Consider the following 20814-nt stretch of genomic DNA (forward strand, 5'->3'; position numbering starts at 1 on the left):
CCGGAGGCGGGCCCCTGCGGCGTGTCCGGGCCTTCCACCGCGGCGTCATACTGCGGCGCCGCTCCCTGGCGCGCGGCTCAGGGGGTGCGGCCCCGCAGCGACCGGTAGCGGGCGACCAGCGCGGAGGTGGAGGCGTCCAGGCCCGGCACCTGCGCACCTTCGGTCAGGGCGGGTTCGAGGCGCTTGGCGAGCGCCTTGCCGAGTTCGACGCCCCACTGGTCGAAGGAGTCGATGTCCCAGATCGCGCCCTGGACGAAGACCTTGTGCTCGTAGAGCGCGATCAGCTGGCCGAGCACGGACGGGGTCAGCGCGGTGGCCAGAACGGTGGTCGTGGGCCGGTTTCCGGGGAACGTGCGGTGCGGGACCTGGTGCTCGGGCACGCCTTCGGCGCGCACCTCGTCCGCTGTCTTGCCGAAGGCCAGCGCCTGGCCCTGCGCGAAGAGGTTCGCCATCAGCAGATCGTGCTGGCCGCGCAGGCCGCCGAGCTCGGCCACCGGCTCGGCGAAGCCCAGCAGGTCGGCGGGGATCATCTTGGTGCCCTGGTGCAGGAGCTGGTAATAGGCGTGCTGGCCGTTGGTGCCGGGCGTGCCCCACACCACGGGTCCGGTCTGCCAGTCGACGGGCCGGCCACCGCGGGTGGTCGACTTGCCGTTGGACTCCATGTCCAACTGCTGGAGATAGGCGGTGAACTGGGAGAGGTAGTGGCTGTAGGGCAGTACGGCGTGCGACTGGGCGTCGTGGAAGTTGCCGTACCAGATGCCCAGCAGGCCGAGCAGCACCGGCGCGTTGGCCTCCAGGGGCGCCGAGCGGAAGTGCTCGTCCATGAGGTGGAAGCCCGCCAGCATGTCGCCGAAGCACTCCGGCCCGATTGCCGCCATGAGGGAGAGGCCGATGGCCGAGTCGTAGGAGTAGCGGCCGCCGACCCAGTCCCAGAACTCGAACATGTTGTCGGTGTTGATGCCGAACTCGGCGACCTTCTCGGCGTTCGTGGAGACGGCCACGAAGTGCTGTGCGACGGCGGAGCGGTCGCCTCCGAGACCGGCCAGCAGCCACTCCCGGGCCGCCTCGGCGTTGGTGATGGTCTCCACGGTGGTGAAGGTCTTGGAGGCGACGACGAAGAGCGTCCGGGCCGGGTCCAGGTCCCGGACGGCCTCGTGCAGGTCCGCGCCGTCCACGTTGGAGACGAAGCGGAAGGTCATGTCGCGGCGGGTGTAGGGGCGCAGCGCCTCGTAGGCCATCTTGGGGCCGAGGTCGGAGCCGCCGATGCCGATGTTGACGACGTTCTCGATCCGCTCGCCGGTGTGGCCGCGCCAGTGGCCCTCGCGAATCTTGTTGGCGAAGGTGCCCATCTTGATGAGGACTTGGTGCACCTTGCCCATCACGTTCTCGCCGTCCACCCGGACGGTGGCCGACTCCGGGGTGCGCAGCGCCGTGTGCAGCACGGCGCGGTCCTCGGTGACGTTGATCTTCTCGCCCTCGAACATCGCGTCCCGCAGCCGCGTCACGCCCGCGGCCTCGGCGAGCTGCCGCAGCAGCCGCAGCGTCTCGTCGGTGACCAGGTGCTTGGAGTAGTCGATGGACAGGTCGCCGACACGTACGGCGTACCGCTCGGCACGCTCCGGATCGTCCTCGAAGAGCTGCCGCAGGTGTGTGCCCCGGAACGCGTCGCGGTGCCGGGACAGCTCCTGCCACTCGGGCAGCTGATCGGGTCGGGTGCGGCCTTCAGCGTTCATCGCATCTCCTCTGGGTCGTCCCGCCCGTCAGGAGCGGGGAAGGATCGGGCTCCGGCCGGAGCGGCGCGGCGGGGAACCGGTTCACCGGCGGAGTGACCCGTGCCGCCACGCAGCCCGCGATGCGCCGGGAGCCGGCATGTTCGGTTGTCCGAGGTGGCGGCCGCCCGGCCTCCGCGGGCACCCCGCGCCGGGCTCCGGCCGGCGGCGGCGCGGCCGCCGGGACTCGCCGGGCCGGGCGGCCCCGCGCTCCGCGTCGGCGTGCGGACGGCGGCCGCCGCAGTCGGCGTGCGGGCCCCGGCAGCGGGCGCGCCGGGGACGGCGGCAGGTGGCGGCGGCCACGAAGTGTCCGGGGCCGGGGGCGGGTTCGCCTCCCGCGAGCGGGGCGCGCGCCGCGGCACCCGGCGGGAGGGACGGCCGCCGCACTCCGGTGTGGGGAGCCGTACCCGCGGCGCGCTCCGGGGACGAGCGAAACCGGCCCATTCCGCTCCTCTCGCCACGAACCCCGCCGCCCCCAACCTAGACGATGGACGGCTCGGCAACGCACCGCCCCTCGGTGCGTTGCCGAGCCGTCCGTCGTTCGGTGTCATGGCGGCGTCGGCCCGGCCGTCCGGCGCCCGGCCGGCGGCGGCCTCCGCGGTGTCACAGGACCCGCGCCCCTCCCCGAGTCACCGGGGCGGGTCCGTCAGACCTCGCCCCTGAGCTTGGCGAGCGCCTCGGCCAGGATGGCCTCGCCGTCCGCGTCGCTGCGCCGCTCCCGGACATAGGCGAGGTGGGTCTTGTACGGCTCGGTGCGCGGCGGGTCCGGGGGGTTGTCCGGGTCCTTCCCGGCGGGGAAGCCGCAGCGGGGGCAGTCCCAGGTCTCCGGGATCTGCGCGTCGCTGGCGAAGCTCGGCTGGGTCTCGTGCCCGTTGGAGCACCAGAAGGGGATGCGAAGGCGGGGCGCGGAATCGCCCCGCTCGGCCTCTCCCATGGGGCCCGCTCCGACCCGGCTGCCCCGGATCGCGTTGCCACTTGCCACGGTCGTAACTCCCTGCCTCACGGTGCCACGGAGCGTCGGCACTGCGCGCTCCGCTGCGGGCGCCCTAGTGTACGTAGGGCCCAACGCGCGCCCGGGGACCGGAGTTACTGCGTCGGTACCGGACGCGGGCCCTCATGATAGGCAGGGGGTACGACACCCTGTCAGCCGTTGTGCAGGCGGCATCTGGGAATCGCGGGCCGGGGGCCGGGGCGGTGCCGCGGCGTGCGGCGGCTCAGTTGTTGAACTTCATCAGCAGGCCGAGCACGACGATGAGGGCGAACCACACCAGGCCGACGACGACCGTGATCCGGTCGAGGTTGCGCTCGGCGACCGACGAGCCGCCGACGGAGGACTGCATACCGCCACCGAACATGTCGGAGAGGCCGCCTCCCTTGCCCTTGTGCATCAGCACCAGCAGCAACAGCAGGGCGCTGAAGACGATGAGGGCGATTGAGAACCCCATGACCACGGCTGGACCAACTCTCTCGGATCGTGGCTGGACACTTGACGTTACGAACGCTTGCGGGGACCGGAGCGCAGGTCCGGTCCCCGCAAGACTACGACGGGCGACGGCCCGGCGTCACACGCCGCGGGTCGCCCGCGGACGGATCACTGGTCGCGGAAGCGGACGATCTTGACGAACTCGTCCGTGTCCAGCGAGGCCCCGCCGACCAGCGCGCCGTCGATGTCGGGCTGCGCCATGATCTTGGCGACGTTGCCGGCCTTGACGGAGCCGCCGTACTGGATGCGCACCCGCTGGGCCGTCGCCCCGTCGTCGTCGTACAGCTCCGCGAGCCGGCCGCGGATCGCGCCGCAGACCTCCTGGGCGTCCTCCTCGCCGCAGACCTTGCCGGTGCCGATGGCCCAGACCGGTTCGTAGGCGATGACCAGTCCGGCCGCGGCCTCGGCCGGGACGTCCTGGAGGGCGCCGTCGAGCTGGCCGAGGGTGTGGGCGACGTGGTCGCCCGCCTCGCGGACGGCCAGCTCCTCGCCGACGCAGACGATCGGGGTCAGCCCGTGCTTGAGCGCGGCCTTCACCTTGGCGTTGACCAGCGGCTCGTCCTCACCGTGGTACTGGCGGCGCTCCGAGTGGCCGATGGTGACGAAAGTGCAGTTCAGCTTCGCCAGCATCGGGCCGGAGATCTCACCCGTGTAGGCCCCGGAGTCGTGCGCGGACAGGTCCTGCGCACCGTACCGGATGCGCAGCTTGTCGCCGTCGACCAGCGTCTGCACCGACCTCAGGTCGGTGAAGGGCGGCAGGACCGCGACGTCCACGGCCTCGTAGTCCTTGTCCGTCAGCGCGAAGGCGAGCTTCTGCACATGGGCGATGGCCTCGAGGTGGTTGAGGTTCATCTTCCAGTTGCCCGCCATCAGCGGGGTGCGGGTGGGCGGTGTCGTCATGCCCTTCCTTCCATGTTCGCTTCTCCGCTCGCGCGGCGCGGTGCCAGTCTCGTAGTTGCCCGCGGCCCGGCAGCCGCGCGTGCGACGCCCACGGCGTCAGTCCTCCAGTGCGGCCAGGCCGGGAAGCGTCTTGCCCTCGAGGTACTCGAGGCTGGCGCCGCCGCCGGTCGAGATGTGTCCGAACGCATTCTCGTCGAAGCCGAGCTGACGCACCGCGGCGGCACTGTCACCGCCGCCGACGACGGTGAAGGCCGGGGAGTCGAGCAGGCCCTGCGCGACGGCCTTGGTGCCCTCGGCGAAGTCCGGGTGCTCGAAGACACCCATCGGACCGTTCCAGAAGACGGTGGCTGCGTCGGCGAGCTTCGCGGCGTAGAGCTTACGGCTCTCCGGGCCGATGTCCAGCCCCTCCAGCCCGGCCGGGATGGCGTCCGCCGCGACCACTTCCGGGTCGGCCGGCGCCTTGGTCTTCAGGTCGGGGAACTCCGCGGCCGCCAGCACGTCCACCGGCAGCACGAACTCCACGCCCAGCTCCTCGGCACGCTCCAGATAGCCCTTGACCGCCGGGATCTGGTCCTCCTGAAGCAGCGACCTGCCGACCTCGTGGCCCTGGGCCTTCAGGAAGGTGTAGGCCATTCCGCCGCCGATCAGCAGCCGGTCGGCCTTGCCCAGCAGATGGTCGATGACGCCGAGCTTGTCGGAGACCTTGGCACCGCCCAGGACCACGGCGTAGGGCCGCTCCACGTCCTGGGTGAGCTTCCGCAGCACCCCCACCTCGGTGGCGATCAGATACCCGGCGGCGTGCGGGAGGCGGGCCGGCAGGTCGTAGACGGAGGCGTGCTTGCGGTGCACGGCGCCGAAGCCGTCTCCCACGTACGCGTCCGCGAGCGCGGACAGCTCGTCGGCGAAGGCACCCCGCTCGGTGTCGTCCTTGCTCGTCTCGCCGGGGTTGAAGCGGAGGTTCTCCAGCAGCGTGACCCCGCCGTCGGCGGTCCCGCCGACGGTGGCCTTCGCGCTGTCCCCCACCGTGTCGGTCGCGAAGGCGACCCGGGTGCCGAGGAGTTCACCGAGCCGCGCGGCGACCGGCGCCAGCGAGAACTGCGGATCCGGGGCGCCCTTGGGGCGTCCCAGGTGGGAGGCCACGACCACGCGCGCACCGCTCTCGGTGAGCTTCCGGATCGTGGGGACGGCGGCCCGGATCCGGCCGTCGTCGGTGATGGTGTCGCCGTCGAGCGGGACATTGAGGTCGGCGCGGACGAAGACCCGCTTGCCGGACACGCCCTCGCCGACGAGTTCGTCGATCGTCTTCATGGATGGCTCCTGTCGTGGGCCCGGGGCACCGGCCCCGGGAGTGCACTGCGCACGAGGCATGGGACAGGGCTCGTGCACAGCGCACGAGCCCTGTCCGTCACCTCGGTCCGCCCGGGTTCAGAGCTGGGAGCCGACGTAGCTGGTGAGGTCGACCAGCCGGTTGGAGTAGCCCCACTCGTTGTCGTACCAACCGATGATCTTGGCCTGGTTGCCGTCGACCATGGTGAGCGAGGCGTCGAAGGTGCAGGACGGCGGCTGGTTGACGATGTCCGAGGAGACGATCTGGTCCTCGGTGTAGTCGACGATGCCCTGCAGCTGGCCGTCGGCGGCCTTCTTGAAGGCGGCGTTGACCTCGTCCTTGGTGGTCTCGCGCTTGAGGTCGAGCACCAGGTCGATGACCGAACCGGTGGGGACCGGCACCCGCATGGAGATGCCGTCCAGCCGGCCCTTGAGGTGCGGGAGGACCAGCGCGGTGGCCTTCGCGGCACCGGTGGTGGTCGGAATGATGTTCTCCGCGGCGGCCCGCGCGCGGCGCAGATCCTTGTGCGGGAAGTCCAGGATGCGCTGGTCGTTGGTGTAGGCGTGCACCGTGGTCATCAGACCGCGCTCGATGCCGAAGCTCTCGTCCATGATCTTGGCCATCGGCGCCACGCAGTTGGTGGTGCAGGAGGCATTGGAGATCACGTCGTGCCGGGCGGGGTCGTACTTGTCCTCGTTGACGCCCATCACCACGGTGATGTCCTCCTCCTTGGCCGGAGCCGAGATGAGGACCTTCTTGGCACCCGCGGAAAGGTGCTTGGCGGCGTCGTCCCGCTTGGTGAAGATACCGGTGGACTCGATCACGATGTCGGCGCCCAGCTCGCCCCACGGGAGGTGGGCCGGGTCCTTCTCCGCCATCGTCTTGAAGGTCTGCTCGCCGACCGTGATGGTGTCCTCGGTGTGGCTGACCTCGTAGGGCAGACGACCGAGAACACTGTCGTACTTGAGCAGGTGCACCAGTGTGGCGTTGTCGGTCAGGTCGTTGACACCGACGATCTGGATGTCCGCACCCTGGTCCAGCATGGCGCGGAAGTAGTTACGACCGATACGGCCGAAGCCGTTGATGCCTACGCGGATCGTCACGAACCGATCTCCTCGCTAGGTACGCCGGTCAGGAAACCGGCGAGGGCTGTTTGGGATGTCCCCGACCGACTCCGACCCTACCTCTCCGGCAGAGCGGAACTCACATCGGCCGCACGGACCGGAAACCGCCAGAACCCGCCGCTCAGTCGAGCATTTTCCCGCTCGTCGGACGAGTTTTTCCACGCTACTCAGACGAGCATTTCCCCGCTCATCAGCCGACCATTTCCTCGGTCAGATTCGATTCCGTTCCCGGAATTCCGAGATCCTGCGCACGCTTGTCCGCCATGGCCAGCAGCCGGCGGATCCGCCCGGCCACCGCGTCCTTGGTCAGCGGAGGGTCGGCGAGGGCGCCCAGCTCCTCCAGCGACGCCTGCTTGTGCTCCATCCGCAACCGCCCCGCGGCGGCCAGGTGCTCGGGGACCTCTTCGCCGAGGATCTCCAGCGCCCGCTGCACCCGGGCACCCGCGGCGACCGCGGCGCGCGCCGAGCGGCGCAGGTTGGCGTCGTCGAAGTTGGCGAGCCGGTTCGCCGTGGCCCGCACCTCGCGGCGCATCCGCCGCTCCTCCCACGCCAGTACCGACTCATGCGCGCCGAGTCGCGTCAACAGCGCGCCGATCGCATCACCGTCCCGGACGACCACCCGGTCCACCCCGCGCACCTCGCGTGCCTTGGCGGCGATCTGCAGCCTGCGGGCCGCGCCGACGAGGGCCAGCGCGGCCTCCGGACCGGGGCAGGTGACCTCCAGCGAGGAGCTGCGCCCCGGCTCGGTCAGCGAGCCGTGCGCCAGGAACGCGCCGCGCCAGGCGGCCTCCGCGTCGCAGGTGGCACCCGAGACCACCTGCGGGGGCAGCCCTCTGATCGGTCGCCCCCTGCTGTCGACGAGCCCGGTCTGCCGGGCGAGCTGGTCACCGCCGGCAACCACCCGGACGACGTAGCGGCTGTTGCGCCGAAGCCCGCTGGGGGCCATCACCACCAGGTCCGAGGAGTGCCCGAAGATCTCCAGGATGTCCTTGCGCAGCCGCCGGGCGGCGATCCCGGTGTCCAGCTCCGCCTCGATCACGATCCGCCCGCTCACCAGGTGCAGCCCACCCGCGAAGCGCAGGATCGACGAGACCTCTGACTTCCGGCAGCAGGTCCGGGTGACGGGGAGCCGGGAGATCTCGTCCTTCACCGCAGGCGTCATCGCCATGGGCCGATCCTTCCATGCATCCGAAAAATACGGTCGTACGCGGCGGCCAGCAGCTCCGGGTCGTGCCGGGGAGTCCCCTCCCCGGACTCCGTCCGGGCGGCGCCCCCGGCTGCCGCTACGGGCGCCAGCTCGACCCTCCCGCCGAGCTGATCGGCAGCCTCGCTCAGGGAGTCCTGGTCGGGCACGGCATCCTGGTCGGCCAGCACCACGTCAAAGGTGAGTTTAGGGGCGTGTCGCCCCAAAACCTCCAAATGACGCTGCGGGGAAAACCCATCCGTTTCCCCCGGCTGCGGAGCGAGGTTGAGCGAGAGGACCTTTCGGGCCTTCGTCTCGGTCAGTGCCTCCAGCAGCTCCGGCACCAGCAGATGCGGGATGACGGAGGAGAACCAGGAGCCGGGCCCCAGGACCACCCAGTCGGCGTCCAGCACCGCGCGGACGGCCTCGGACACGGCCGGCGGGTCGCTGGGGACCAGATGCACCTCCTGGACCTCGCCGCGGGTGAGCGCGACGGTGGCCTGGCCCCGGACGATCGACAGCTCGTCGGGGCGCGCGGGGTCATGGCCGCGCACGCTGGCGCGCAACTCCAGCGGCACGGCGGACATCGGCAGCACCCGGCCGTGCGCGCCCAGCAGCTTGCCGACCAGGTCGAGCGCCTGGACATGATCGCCGAGCTGCTCCCACAGCGCGACGATCAGCAGATTGCCGACCGCGTGCTCGTGCAGGTCGCCGCGGCTCTCGAAGCGGTGCTGGACGACCTGGGCCCAGGTACGGCCCCACTCGTCGTCGCCGCACAGCGCCGCGAGCGCCTTGCGCAGGTCCCCAGGGGGCAGCACCCCCAGCTCGTCGCGGAGCCGCCCGCTGGAGCCGCCGTCGTCGGCGACGGTGACCACCGCCGTGAGGTCGCCGGTGATCCGGCGCAGCGCCGTCAGCGAGGCCGACAGGCCCATGCCGCCGCCGAGCGCCACCACCTTGGGCTGCTGAGAACTCAGGCCGCGCAGCGTCGCACGCCGCCCCACCAGATGCCGCAGGCTCCTCCGGGCCATGGGCGTCACTCACGCCCCATGTCACGGTGGACGACCACCGTCTCCACGCCCCCGTCGGAGAGTCTGCGGGCGAGCTTCTCGGACATGGCGACGCTGCGGTGCTTGCCGCCGGTGCAGCCGACGGCCACGGTGACGTACCGCTTGCCCTCCCTGCGGTAGCCCGCCGCGATCAGCTGCAGCAACTCGGTGTAGCGGTCCAGGAACTCCTTGGCACCGGGCTGGTTGAAGACGTAGTTGGAGACCTCCTCGCTGGTGCCCGTGTAGGGGCGCAGCTCGGGGACCCAGTGCGGGTTGGGCAGGAAGCGGCAGTCGACCACCAGGTCGGCGTCCACCGGCAGGCCGTACTTGTAGCCGAAGGACATGACCGTGGCACGCAGTTCGGGCTCCTCCTCGCCCGCGAACCGCGCGTCCAGCTTGGCACGCAGCTCGTGCACGTTCAGACCGGAGGTGTCGATCACCAGGTCGGCGTCGCCGCGCAGCTCGCGCAGCAGGTCGCGCTCGGCCGCGATGCCGTCCACGATGCGCCCGTCGCCCTGGAGGGGGTGGGGGCGGCGCACCGACTCGAAGCGGCGCACCAGGGCCTCGTCCGACGCCTCCAGGAAGACGACCCGCCGGGAGACGTGGTAGGCCGCCAGGTCGGCCAGGGCACCCCTGAGATTGTCGAAGAAGTTGCGGCCGCGCACGTCGACCACGACGGCGATCCGCGCCACATTGCCCTGGGAGCGGGCCCCGAGCTCGACCATCGTGGGGATCAGCTCGGGCGGCAGGTTGTCGACGACGAACCAGCCGAGATCCTCCAGGCATTTGGCTGCGGTGCTGCGGCCGGCGCCCGACATCCCGGAGATGATCACCAGCTCCGGGATGGTCGCGCCCGCCTCCTCCGACTGGGCCGGGTCGAGGGTACTCACCACTGCTCCGTCTCCGCGCTGCTCGCGTTCCGCGCTCATGCTGTCATCCCCCGATGTGTCGGTCTTCGTATCGATGGCGGTCTCGACGCCACATTTCACTCATCTTCAACGATCTCACCGGTCGCGGTATTCACCGCCGGGCCGGCCGCGGCGCCGGAGAGCGCCGCGGCCACCGTCTCCGCCGTCTTCCGGCCCACCCCAGGGACCTGGGAGATCTCCTCCACCGAGGCCGCCCGCAGCCTCTTGACCGAGCCGAAGTGCTTGAGCAGGGCCTTCTTGCGGGTCTCACCCAGTCCGGGGACGGCGTCCAGCGGGCTGCCGCGCAGCCGCTTGCCGCGCTTGCCCCGCTGGTAGCGGATCGCGAAGCGGTGCGCCTCGTCGCGGACGCGCTGCAGCAGGTAGAGGCCTTCGCTGCTGCGCGGCAGCACCACCGGGTCGCTCTCGCCCGGCAGCCAGACCTCCTCCAGCCGCTTGGCCAGGCCGCAGACGGCGACGTCGTCGATGCCGAGCTCCTCCAGAGCCGCCTGCGCGGCCGCCACCTGCGGTTGGCCACCGTCGACCACGATCAGTTGCGGAGGGTAGGCGAACTTCTTGGGGCGGCCGTCCTCGTCCCGGCCGGCCGCCCGGGCCGGCTGCCGCGCGGCGGCCGGCTCCGCTTCCCCGGGCGGACCGGGAACGGCCGCGTCGCCCCCGGACGGCTCCGGGGCGGGCCCGGACTCCAGCTCGCCGCCGAGCTCCTCGTCCGGCCACTCGCCGGTCCGCTGCTTCTCCACCAGGTAGCGGCGGAAGCGGCGGCTGACGACCTCGTGCATGGCGCGCACGTCGTCCTGGCCCGCGAAGGACTTGATCTGGAAGCGGCGGTACTCGCTCTTCCGCGCCAGCCCGTCCTCGAAGACCACCATAGAGGCCACCACATCGTCGCCCTGCAGGTGTGAGATGTCGAAGCACTCGACGCGCAGCGGCGCCGAGTCCAGGTCGAGCGCCTCGGCGATCTCCTCCAGGGCCCGGGAGCGGGTGGTCAGGTCCGAGGCGCGCTTGGTCTTGTGCAGCACCAGGGCGTGCTGCGCGTTGCGGTCGACCGTCTCCATCAGGGCCCGCTTGTCGCCGCGCTGCGGCACCCGCAGGCTCACCTGCGCCCCCCGGCGCTCGGAGAGCCACTGCGCTATCGGTCCGGCCGGCTCGGGCAGCGCCGGGACCAGCACCTCCTTGGGCACACCACCGCTGCCGCCGCCGGTGGCCGCGTCCCCCTGCTCGGCGCCGTAGAGCTGCTGCAGCGCGTGTTCGACCAGCTCGGCGGTGCCGACGGCCTCGACCTTGTCGGTGACCCAGCCACGCTGGCCGCGCACCCGGCCGCCGCGGACGTGGAAGATCTGGACGGCCGCCTCCAGCTCGTCCTCGGCCACCGCGATCAGGTCGGCGTCGGTGGCGTCGGCGAGCACGACCGCGTTCTTCTCCATGGCACGCTTGAGCGCGTCGATGTCGTCGCGCAGCCGCGCCGCCCGCTCGTACTCCAACTCCTCGGCCGCCTGCTGCATCTCCCGCTCCAGCCGGCGCAGGTGGGACCCGGTGTGCCCGGCCATGAAGTCGCAGAACTCCTCGGCGAGTTCGCGGTGCTCCTCGGGGGTGACCCGGCCCACGCAGGGCGCCGAGCACTTGCCGATGTAGCCGAGCAGGCAGGGCCGGCCGATCTGCGCCGACCGCTTGAAGACACCCGCCGAACAGGTGCGCACGGGGAACACCCGCAGCATCAGGTCGACCGTCTCGCGGATGGCCCAGGCCTGCCCGTACGGGCCGAAGTAGCGCACGCCCTTCTTCTTGGGACCGCGCATCACCTGGACGCGGGGGAACTCCTCGTTCATCGTCACCGCGAGCGACGGATAGCTCTTGTCGTCGCGGTACTTGACGTTGAACCGGGGGGCGAACTCCTGGATCCAGGTGTACTCGAGCTGGAGGGCCTCCACCTCGGTGCCGACCACCGTCCACTCGACGGAGGCGGCCGTCGTGACCATCGTGCGGGTGCGCGGGTGCAGTCCGGCGAGGTCCTGGAAGTAGTTGTTGAGCCGCTGGCGCAGGCTCTTGGCCTTGCCGACGTAGATCACCCGGCGGTGCTCGTCGCGGAAGCGGTAGACCCCGGGCGAGTCGGGGATCTCTCCCGGTTTCGGACGGTAGGTGGAGGGGTCTGCCATGTGACCCACCCTACTGGCGCCGGGTGACAGCGATCAGCGTGCGACGGCCGGGGAGGGGCGTGCGGCGGCGGTGCCGGGCGCGCGTCCCGGCACCGCCGCGCGGGCTACCAGCCGCGCTCGCGCCACTCGGCCAGGTGCGGGCGCTCGGCGCCCAGCGTCGTGTCCCCGCCGTGACCGGGGTAGACCCAGGTCTCGTCGGGGAGTTGGGCGAACAGCTTGGTCTCCACGTCGTCGATGAGCCGGACGAAGTGCTCGGCGTCGCCGAAGGTGTTGCCCACCCCGCCGGGGAAGAGGCAGTCGCCGGTGAACAGGTGCGGGTGGCCGCTCGGGTCGTCGTAGACCAGGGCGATCGAGCCGGGCGTGTGCCCGGTCAGATGGCGCGCGGTCAGCTCGACCTCGCCCACCCGCAGGGTGTCCCCGTCCTCCAGCGGCACGTCCGTGGGGACCGGGATGCCCTCCGCGTCGTACCGTCCGGCGCAGGTGCGGGCTCCGGTGGCCTCCACCACCTCCGCGAGCGCCTGCCAGTGGTCGCCGTGCCGGTGCGTGGTGACGACGGAGGCGATGCCGTCGTCACCGACGAGTTCCAGCAGGGTGCCCGCGTCGTTGGCGGCGTCGATCAGGAGCTGCTCGCCGGTGGCCCGGCAGCGCAGCAGGTACGCGTTGTTGTCCATGGGGCCGACGGCGACCTTGGAGATCATCAGGTCTCGCAGCTCGTGCACGTCCGCGGGGCCGCCGACCTGTACCGTTCCGCTGTAAGGCATGCGCCAACCCTAGAGCGCGGGCAGTGCGGGCAGCGAACCCCGCGCCGAGAGGCCGCTGCCGTTCGTCCGGCCGGTCAGCCAGCCGACCAGCGCGACGGGGCTCCCGGCGACGACGAAGGGGCCCTCGGCGCCCGGTTCCGCGGCGCCGGTGCGCCAGCTCCTGCCGTCCTCCGCGCGCAGCTCGACGGCGACGGGAATGTCGGGGTGCCCGGCGAAGCGGCGCGCCATGTTGGCCAGCTCGCGGTCCACGAAGGCGCCCGGCAGGTCCTCCAGCGTGTAGCCGATCCCGAGGTCCACGTGGTGCAGCTCGACCTCGATCCAGCGGCGGAAGGGCAGCGAGGAGGCGAGGTCCGTCACACCGTTGCGGAGGGTGACGGTGCGGTTCCACTCCTCGTCGCCCAGGGCCGCGAAGGCGCGCTCCAGGCAGGCCGCGCTGGTGCGCACGTCGTCGGCGAGCGCCTCCGGGGAGCGGCCGGCCCCGGCCGCGATGTCCGCGTCGCGGGCCTCGGCACTGGCGTACATGGGTTCACCGGCGAGCACGTTGACGAGCGCGTCGGCGTTGCGGGCGAGGTGGGTGAGCACGTGGGCGCGGGTCCAGCCGGGGAGGTGGGAGGGCTCGGCCGCCTCGGCCGCCGTCAGTCCGGCGGCAGCGGCGAGCAGGTGACCGGTCGCGCTCCGCAGGAGTTCGGTGTCGTGGACGGGCGTGGTCGCAGGCGAGGTCATGATCCAAAGCTACTGGTGTCCCTCGTTCGAGGGGAAGACTGCCGGATCCGCCGTGATTCGAATGAACGTGCTATATGGTCGAGCCCGGCTTCCGAACCCGAGGCGAACGACACTCCGGGCGGCGCCGTCCTACTCTTGGTCGGGGGCTCCCGCTCGACGCGGGCTCCCGCTTCCCACACGAAAGGTGCCAACAGGCGTGGCCGACCGTCTTCTCGTCCGTGGCGCTCGCGAGCACAACCTCCGCAACGTCTCGATAGACCTCCCCCGCGACTCGCTCATCGTCTTCACGGGGCTCTCGGGCTCGGGCAAGTCCTCGCTCGCCTTCGACACGATCTTCGCGGAGGGCCAGCGGCGCTACGTGGAGTCGCTCTCCGCCTACGCACGGCAGTTCCTCGGGCAGATGGACAAGCCCGACGTGGACTTCATCGAAGGGCTCTCCCCCGCCGTCTCCATCGACCAGAAGTCGACCTCGCGCAACCCGCGGTCGACGGTCGGCACCATCACCGAGGTCTACGACTATCTGCGGCTGCTCTACGCCCGAATCGGCAAGCCGCACTGCCCCGTCTGCGGCCGCCCGATCGCGCGCCAGTCGCCGCAGGCCATCGTGGACAAGGTGCTCGGCCTGGAGGAGGGCAGCCGCTTCCAGGTGCTCTCGCCGCTGGTGCGCGAGCGCAAGGGCGAGTTCGTCGACCTCTTCAACGAACTCCAGACCAAGGGCTACAGCCGCGCCCGGGTCGACGGGCGGACCGTCCAGCTCTCCGAGCCGCCGAAGCTGAAGAAGCAGGAGAAGCACACGATCGAGGTGGTCGTCGACCGCCTGACCGTCAAGGGCAGCGCCAAGCGGCGGCTCACCGATTCGGTGGAGACGGCGCTCGGCCTCTCCGGCGGCATGATCATTCTCGACTTCGTCGACCTGGAGCCGGACGACCCGCAGCGCGAGCGGATGTACTCCGAGCACCTGTACTGCCCCTACGACGACCTCTCCTTCGAGGAGCTGGAGCCACGGTCCTTCTCCTTCAACTCGCCCTTCGGCGCCTGCCAGGTGTGCACCGGCATCGGCACCCGGATGGAGGTCGACCCGGAGCTGATCGTCCCCGACGAGGACAAGTCGCTGGACGAGGGCGCGCTGCACCCGTGGTCGCACGGCCACACCAAGGAGTACTTCGGCCGGCTGATCGGCGCGCTGGCCGACGCGCTCGGCTTCCGCACCGACATCCCGTGGGCGGGCCTCCCGGCCCGCGCCAAGAAGGCCCTGCTGCACGGTCACAAGACCCAGGTCGAGGTCCGGTACCGCAACCGGTACGGCCGCGAGCGCGCCTACACGACCGCCTTCGAGGGCGTGGTCCCGTTCGTGAAGCGGCGGCACTCCGAGGCGGAGACCGACAGCAGCCGGGAGCGCTTCGAGGGCTACATGCGCGAGGTGAACTGCCCCGCCTGCGAGGGCACCCGGCTCAAGCCGCTGGTGCTGGCCGTCACCGTGCAGAACAAGTCCATCGCGGAGGTCTCCGCGATGTCGATCACCGAGTGCGCCGACTTCCTGCGCGAGCTGACGCTGACCGGACGCGACAAGCAGATCGCCGAGCGGGTGCTCAAGGAGGTCAACGAGCGGCTGCGCTTCCTGGTGGACGTCGGCCTGGACTACCTGACACTCAACCGGGCGGCCGGCACCCTCTCCGGCGGGGAGGCGCAGCGCATCCGGCTCGCCACCCAGATCGGCTCCGGGCTGGTCGGGGTGCTGTACGTGCTGGACGAGCCGTCCATCGGGCTGCACCAGCGCGACAACCACCGGCTGATCGAGACCCTGGTGCGGCTGCGCGACCTGGGCAACACCCTCATCGTCGTCGAACACGACGAGGACACCATCAAGGCGGCCGACTGGGTGGTGGACATCGGTCCGGGCGCGGGCGAGCACGGCGGCAAGGTGGTGCACAGCGGGCCGTTGAAGGAACTGCTGGCCAACGAGGACTCCGTGACCGGCGACTATCTGACCGGCAAACGCGAGATCCCCACTCCCGAGGTGCGCCGTCCCGCCGACCCCGCACGGCAGTTGACCGTCCGCGGAGCGCGGGAGAACAACCTGCGCGACGTCGACGTCTCCTTCCCGCTCGGCGTGCTGACCGCCATCACGGGCGTGTCGGGCTCCGGGAAGTCGACGCTGGTCAACGACATCCTCTACACGCATCTCGCCCGCGAGCTGAACGGTGCCAAAGCGGTTCCCGGCCGGCACACCCGGGTCGAGGGCGACGACCTCGTGGACAAGGTCGTGCACGTCGACCAGTCGCCCATCGGCCGTACCCCGCGATCCAACCCGGCCACCTACACCGGCGTCTTCGACCACGTGCGCAAGCTGTTCGCCGAGACCACCGAGGCGAAGGTGCGCGGCTACCAGCAGGGCCGGTTCTCCTTCAACGTCAAGGGCGGCCGCTGCGAGAACTGCGCCGGCGACGGCACCATCAAGATCGAGATGAACTTCCTGCCGGACGTCTACGTCCCCTGCGAGGTCTGCCACGGTGCGCGCTACAACCGGGAGACCCTGGAGGTGCACTACAAGGGCAAGAACATCGCCGAGGTCCTGGACATGCCGATCGAGCAGGCCCTGGACTTCTTCGAGGCGGTGCCCGGCATCGCCCGCCATCTGCGGACGCTCAACGACGTCGGCCTGGGCTACGTGCGGCTCGGGCAGTCCGCACCGACCCTCTCGGGCGGTGAGGCGCAGCGGGTGAAGCTGGCCAGCGAGCTGCAGAAGCGCTCCACCGGACGGACCGTCTACGTCCTGGACGAGCCGACGACCGGCCTCCATTTCGAGGACATCAGGAAGCTGATCGGTGTTCTGGAGGGCCTGGTGGACAAGGGCAACTCGGTCATGGTGATCGAGCACAACCTCGATGTCATCAAGACCGCGGACTGGGTCGTCGACCTCGGCCCGGAGGGCGGCAACGGCGGCGGCCTGGTGGTCGCCGAGGGCACCCCGGAGCAGGTCGCGGCAGAGCCCGCCAGCCACACCGGGAAGTTCCTCCGCGATGTGCTGGGCGACCGCGTCAGCGACGCGTCCGTCCCGGCGAGGCCCGCGGCGGGGAAGGCAGCCGCGAAGAAGACGGCCGCCAAGAAGGCCACCGCGAAGAAGGCCGCCGCCAAGAAGCCGGCCGCGAAGAAGGCCACCGCCACCAGGAAGGCCGCCCGCAAGCCCTGACCCGGTGTGCGGCCGTGCGAGGCGCCGGCCGCCGGGTGCGCGGAGCGGCGGGCCGGACGTAGAGTGCGGCGCGTGACGACGAGCAAGGAATCGCCGGCCACGCGCCGCACCGTACTGTGCGGGGCCGCGCTGGCCGCGCTGGGACTGACCACCGCCGGGTGCGCCGGTGACTCCGGGAAGGGCACGTCGGGGTCCGGCCCGGACGAGCCGGTCGAGCTCGGCGAAGCGGAAGCCGTACCGGTGGGTGGCGCGAAGCTGTACGCCGAGCAGAAGGTACTGGTCGCCCAACCGGAGAAGGGCGACTTCAAAGGATTCAGCGCGATCTGCACCCACCAGGGCAGCGTCCTGGGCGAGATCGACGGCGAGGTGGCGGTCTGCCCGCTGCACGGGAGCCGCTTCCACGTGGACTCGGGGAAGGTCGCGCAGGGTCCCGCCACCGAGGCGCTGCCTGCGGTACCGGTGAAGGTGGAGCAGGGCAAGCTCGTCGCGGGCTGAGCCGCTCGTAGCGCGAGCGGGCCCGCCCGGGCGCGGAACCCTGCGGCCAACCGGTGGAAGATCCGCGGCGTTTCCCCCGACTTCGCTCCGCACCTCTGGTGTGGACCGGTCCTCCTTGGGACCCTGTGCGGCACTGTGCGCAGAAAGTGCCGAGAACACTGGTCTTTGTGGGGGACGTTGTGAGAAAAGTCCACGCTCGCGCAAGACTCACCGCTCCGCTGCTCCCGGTGGCGACCGCCGCGGCGCTGCTGGCCGGTCTGCTGTCGGCCGGCACGGCCCGGGCCGCGGTGGAGCAGCACACGCCCCGGCCGGCCACGGCCGGCAGCGCCGGAGACCGGGCCGCCCCCGGGCCGGCCGGCGACGGCATGGAACTCTCCCGCACCACCCGGCCCCTCGCGCAGGGTGCGCGGCTCACCTCATTCGACCGGCTCGAACCGGACAGCTGGCTGCGCGCGGACGCGCTCACCCTCGACCTGGGCCGGGCCCGGACGGGTACGAGTGCCGACTACCTCTCCTCGGGCAAAGTCACCGAACGCCGGACGGTCGGCGACCTTGCCGCGGAGCACGATCCCGGACCGGGCCGCCGCACCATCGCGGCGCTCAACGCCGACTTCTTCGACATCAACGAGACCGGCGCCCCGCTCGGCCCCGGCGTCCGCGACGGCAAGCCCGTCCACTCCCCCGCGCCCGGGGTCTCCGAGGCGGTCGGCATCGGGCCGGACGCGGCGGGCCGCATCCTGGACCTGTACTTCGAGGGCACGGTCACCCTCCCGGCAGGCGACGTACCGCTCGCCGGGAGGGACGCCGCCGATGTCGCGGAGGACGGCATCGGGCTGTACGACGCGGACTGGGGCGACGCCGACCGGGCGCTGACGGTCGACCGGGATCCCGAGGTCACCGAGGTGGCCGTGCGGGACGGCGACGTCACCTCGGTGGCCCGGAAACCCGGCAAGGGCGAGATCCCGGCGGGGGTGAACATCCTGCTGGGCCGGGGCGACGGCGCCGAGCGGCTCGCCGCGCTGCACCCGGGCGACCCGGTCGAGGTGGCCTACCGGATGCGCACCGACGACGGCTCCCCACTGCCGCGCACGGCGGTCGGCGGACGCGGTGTGCTGGTCGAGGACGGCACCCCGCAGAACTGGGACGGCAGGCCGAACAACACGGCGGCGCCGCGCACCGCCGTGGGCTTCTCCAAGGACGGCGGCACGATGCACGTGCTGACGGTGGACGGCAGGCAGGCGGCCTCGGGCGGGGTGACGCTGACCGAACTCGCCCGGATGATGAAGAAGCTGGGCGCCTACAACGCCCTCAACCTGGACGGCGGCGGCTCCTCCACGCTGCTGGCCCGGAAGCCGGGCGGCACCGCTCTCCGCTTGGAGAACGCGCCCTCCGACGGCGAGCAGCGGGAGGTCGCGGACGCGCTGGCGCTGACGGCGCCGAAGGGTTCCGGACGGCTGTCCGGCTTCTGGGTGGAGACGGCCCTCGACCCCCGCGAGGCGGCCACGGCCGACACCATGCCGGGCGGCCACCCCGACCGCGTCTTCCCCGGCCTGACCCGGACGCTGACCGCCGCCCCGTACGACGAGACCTACGGCCCGGCGCGGGGGGCGCCGCGCCCCCGGTGGCGGACCGCGCGGCCGGACGTCGGCCGGGTGGACGCGCAGGGCGTCTTCCGGGCCCGCCGGACGGGCAGCACCGCGGTCACCGCTCGGGCCGGCGCCGCCGAGGGCGCCACGAAGCTGCGGGTCCTCGGTCCGCTGGACCGGGTACGCGCCACCACGGACCGGGTGGGTCTGGCCGACGGCGGTGCCGACGGGTCGTTCGGGCTGGTCGGATACGACGCGGAGGGCAACAGCGCACCCGTCGAGCCCGCGGACGCGCATCTGTCCTACGACCACACGCTCTTCTCGGTCACCGCGGACGAGGACGCCGCCGACGGCAGGTTCACCGTCAGGACCCGCTCCGGGCAGGAGTCCGCGTCCGGCACGGTGACCGTGACGGTGCGGGGGCACACGACCCGGGTGGCCGTCACCGTGGGGCTGCGCGAACAGCCGGTGGCCGACTTCGGCGACGCGTCCGACTGGACGTTCAGCGCGGCCCGCGCCACCGGCTCGGTGGCTCCCGAACCGGACGGCAAGGACGGCGGCGGGCTCAAGCTCAGCTACGACTTCACCCGCTCCACGGCCACTCGTGCCGCCTACGCGAACCCGCCCGCCGAGCGGGAGATCCCCGGGCAGCCGCGCAGCTTCACCCTGTGGATCAGAGGGGACGGCTCGGGTGCCTGGCCCTCGCTGCACCTCAAGGACGCGGCGGGCACCGACCAGGTGCTGCGCGGCCCGCTGGTGGAGTGGCGGGACTGGCGCCAGGTCACCTTCGAGGTCCCCGAAGGGGTGGCGTATCCGCTCACGCTGCACCGCTTCTACCTGGCCGAGACCCGGCCCGCCGCGCAGTACGAGGGTTCGGTGGTGCTGGACGAACTGGTCGCCAGGACGCCGCCGGACATCGACCTGCCGGAGACCGGGCGGCCGCCCGATCCGCTGATCTCCACGGCCGCCGACACCGCCGGGCGCGACTGGCGGTTCGCGGTGCTGTCGGACGCGCAGTTCGTCGCGCGCGACCCGGACAGCGAGGCCGTGCGGCAGGCACGCCGGACCCTGCGCGAGATCCGCGCCGCCCGGCCCGACTTCCTGATCGTCGACGGGGATCTGGTGGACGAGGGCACCCCGGAGGACCTGGCGTTCGCGCGCACGGTACTCGAGGAGGAGTTGGGGGACGCGGTCGACTGGTACTACGTGCCGGGCAACCACGAGGTGATGGGCGGTTCGATCGACCACTTCGTCCAGGAGTTCGGGCCCGCGCAGCGCACCTTCGACCACCGCGGCACCCGGTTCATCACCCTGGACACCTCGTCGCTGACGGTGCGGGGCGGCGGCTTTGCCCAGTTCCAGGAACTGCGCCGGCAGTTGGACGCCGCCGCACGGGACCGCGGCATCGACTCCGTCGCCGTCATCGAGCACGTACCGCCGCGCGACCCCACCCCGGCGCGGGCCAGCCAGCTCACGGACCGGATGGAGGCCGATCTGCTGGAGAGCTGGCTGGCCGACTTCCGGTCCCGTTCGGGCAAGGGCGCGGCCCTGGTGGCGGGGCATGTCGGCGTCTTCGACGCCTCCCGGGTGAACGGGGTCCCGTATCTGGTGAACGGGAACTCGGCCAAGGCTCCGGCCGCTCCGCCGACAGCGGGCGGCTTCACCGGCTGGTCGCTGCTGGGCGTGGACCAGGGGCGGCCACGCGACGGGGACTGGCTCTCGGTACAGACCCGCGCCCATGTGGACGCGCTGCTGCTGGACGCGCCGGAGCGGCTCGCGGTGGGCGGGCAGGCCACCGCGTCGGCGACGGTCCGGCAGGGCAGCGGCCCGGCAGCGCGCCGGGTTCCGGTCGGCTGGCCGGTGAGTGCGGACTGGCCCGGCTCACCGGGGCTGTGCGTGAAGGGCGCGGTGCCCCGCGGACGCTGTGTGGCCTCCTACGATCCGGCGGACGGCACCCTGACCGGGCGCAGACCGGGCACGGTCACCCTTGCGGTGCTGGTCAACGGGGAGCGGGCGGCACAGCGGGTGACGGTCAGCCGTTGAGCCGGCAGGGCGGCGGGCCGCCGGGCGCGGTCCCGGCCCCGCCCCCTACCGGAAGGAGTGGTGGGGCGGGGCCGGGGGACGGGGGCTCCGGGCGCTGCCGGAGTCCGG

At 71.8% G+C, this 20814-nt stretch carries 15 protein-coding genes; 3 read left to right on the forward strand and 12 right to left on the reverse strand.

Annotated features, from left to right (window positions below; genetic code table 11):
- Window positions 1–77: 77 nt before the first annotated feature.
- The 12 genes from pgi to ACFYMO_RS07030 all read right to left on the reverse strand — a co-directional run bounded on the left by pgi (window position 78) and on the right by ACFYMO_RS07030 (window position 13392).
- Window positions 78–1733, reverse strand: coding sequence for a glucose-6-phosphate isomerase (gene pgi / locus ACFYMO_RS06975; RefSeq protein ID WP_366774206.1), 1656 nt, complete (start codon window positions 1731–1733; stop codon window positions 78–80).
- Window positions 1734–2415: 682 nt separating this feature from the next.
- Window positions 2416–2751 carry an RNA polymerase-binding protein RbpA gene (locus tag ACFYMO_RS06980; protein WP_078565500.1) on the reverse strand — a complete coding sequence of 112 codons (336 nt, stop codon included), beginning with the start codon at window positions 2749–2751 and terminating at the stop codon, window positions 2416–2418.
- Between the two features lie 232 nt (window positions 2752–2983).
- A complete protein-coding gene (gene secG, locus ACFYMO_RS06985; protein WP_074998704.1) occupies window positions 2984–3214 on the reverse strand; it encodes a preprotein translocase subunit SecG in 231 nt (76 codons plus the stop codon).
- 146 nt (window positions 3215–3360) lie between these two features.
- Window positions 3361–4152: a triose-phosphate isomerase gene (gene tpiA / locus ACFYMO_RS06990; protein WP_019358356.1), complete on the reverse strand. Its 792-nt coding sequence runs from the start codon at window positions 4150–4152 to the stop codon at window positions 3361–3363.
- A gap of 96 nt (window positions 4153–4248) precedes the next feature.
- A complete protein-coding gene (locus tag ACFYMO_RS06995; protein WP_366774207.1) occupies window positions 4249–5460 on the reverse strand; it encodes a phosphoglycerate kinase in 1212 nt (403 codons plus the stop codon).
- A gap of 117 nt (window positions 5461–5577) precedes the next feature.
- Complete coding sequence (gap, locus tag ACFYMO_RS07000) at window positions 5578–6582, reverse strand: type I glyceraldehyde-3-phosphate dehydrogenase (RefSeq protein WP_388544793.1); 1005 nt, start codon at window positions 6580–6582, stop codon at window positions 5578–5580.
- 211 nt (window positions 6583–6793) lie between these two features.
- Window positions 6794–7771 carry a DNA-binding protein WhiA gene (gene whiA / locus ACFYMO_RS07005; protein ID WP_074998123.1) on the reverse strand — a complete coding sequence of 326 codons (978 nt, stop codon included), beginning with the start codon at window positions 7769–7771 and terminating at the stop codon, window positions 6794–6796.
- On the reverse strand, window positions 7762–8814 hold the full coding sequence (gene yvcK, locus ACFYMO_RS07010; RefSeq protein WP_026004935.1) for a uridine diphosphate-N-acetylglucosamine-binding protein YvcK: 1053 nt from the start codon (window positions 8812–8814) through the stop codon (window positions 7762–7764). Before yvcK ends, whiA begins: the two co-directional genes overlap by 10 nt.
- A 5-nt stretch (window positions 8815–8819) precedes the next feature.
- Window positions 8820–9761, reverse strand: a complete 942-nt coding sequence (gene rapZ, locus ACFYMO_RS07015; protein ID WP_366774209.1) for an RNase adapter RapZ — start codon at window positions 9759–9761, stop codon at window positions 8820–8822.
- Between the two features lie 56 nt (window positions 9762–9817).
- On the reverse strand, window positions 9818–11908 hold the full coding sequence (gene uvrC, locus ACFYMO_RS07020; RefSeq protein ID WP_366774210.1) for an excinuclease ABC subunit UvrC: 2091 nt from the start codon (window positions 11906–11908) through the stop codon (window positions 9818–9820).
- A 104-nt stretch (window positions 11909–12012) separates the two neighbouring features.
- On the reverse strand, window positions 12013–12669 hold the full coding sequence (locus ACFYMO_RS07025; RefSeq protein ID WP_366774211.1) for an MBL fold metallo-hydrolase: 657 nt from the start codon (window positions 12667–12669) through the stop codon (window positions 12013–12015).
- 9 nt (window positions 12670–12678) lie between these two features.
- Entirely contained in the window at window positions 12679–13392 is a 714-nt protein-coding gene (locus tag ACFYMO_RS07030) for a maleylpyruvate isomerase family mycothiol-dependent enzyme (RefSeq protein ID WP_388544798.1), read from the reverse strand.
- A 196-nt stretch (window positions 13393–13588) separates the two neighbouring features.
- Here ACFYMO_RS07030 and uvrA point away from each other — a divergent pair, with 196 nt between their 5' ends.
- The 3 genes from uvrA to ACFYMO_RS07045 all read left to right on the forward strand — a co-directional run bounded on the left by uvrA (window position 13589) and on the right by ACFYMO_RS07045 (window position 20706).
- A complete protein-coding gene (uvrA, locus tag ACFYMO_RS07035) occupies window positions 13589–16582 on the forward strand; it encodes an excinuclease ABC subunit UvrA (RefSeq protein ID WP_366774213.1) in 2994 nt (997 codons plus the stop codon).
- Window positions 16583–16645: 63 nt separating this feature from the next.
- Window positions 16646–17077, forward strand: a complete 432-nt coding sequence (locus tag ACFYMO_RS07040) for a Rieske (2Fe-2S) protein (protein ID WP_366774214.1) — start codon at window positions 16646–16648, stop codon at window positions 17075–17077.
- Window positions 17078–17304: 227 nt separating this feature from the next.
- Window positions 17305–20706, forward strand: coding sequence for a phosphodiester glycosidase family protein (locus ACFYMO_RS07045; RefSeq protein WP_366774215.1), 3402 nt, complete (start codon window positions 17305–17307; stop codon window positions 20704–20706).
- Window positions 20707–20814 lie beyond the last annotated feature (108 nt).

Source organism: Streptomyces sp. NPDC007025 (assembly GCF_042869455.1).
GTDB lineage: Bacteria > Actinomycetota > Actinomycetes > Streptomycetales > Streptomycetaceae > Streptomyces.

Bases quoted from the DNA above. Each gene is read 5' to 3' on its own strand.
- pgi (WP_366774206.1), bottom strand. From the start codon at position 1,733: ATGAACGCTGAAGGCCGCACCCGACCCGATCAGCTGCCCGAGTGGCAG.
- secG (WP_074998704.1), bottom strand. From the start codon at position 3,214: ATGGGGTTCTCAATCGCCCTCATCGTCTTCAGCGCCCTGCTGTTGCTG.
- tpiA (WP_019358356.1), bottom strand. From the start codon at position 4,152: ATGACGACACCGCCCACCCGCACCCCGCTGATGGCGGGCAACTGGAAG.
- ACFYMO_RS06995 (WP_366774207.1), bottom strand. From the start codon at position 5,460: ATGAAGACGATCGACGAACTCGTCGGCGAGGGCGTGTCCGGCAAGCGG.
- whiA (WP_074998123.1), bottom strand. From the start codon at position 7,771: ATGGCGATGACGCCTGCGGTGAAGGACGAGATCTCCCGGCTCCCCGTC.
- yvcK (WP_026004935.1), bottom strand. From the start codon at position 8,814: ATGGCCCGGAGGAGCCTGCGGCATCTGGTGGGGCGGCGTGCGACGCTG.
- rapZ (WP_366774209.1), bottom strand. From the start codon at position 9,761: ATGAGCGCGGAACGCGAGCAGCGCGGAGACGGAGCAGTGGTGAGTACC.
- uvrC (WP_366774210.1), bottom strand. From the start codon at position 11,908: ATGGCAGACCCCTCCACCTACCGTCCGAAACCGGGAGAGATCCCCGAC.
- ACFYMO_RS07025 (WP_366774211.1), bottom strand. From the start codon at position 12,669: ATGCCTTACAGCGGAACGGTACAGGTCGGCGGCCCCGCGGACGTGCAC.
- ACFYMO_RS07030 (WP_388544798.1), bottom strand. From the start codon at position 13,392: ATGACCTCGCCTGCGACCACGCCCGTCCACGACACCGAACTCCTGCGG.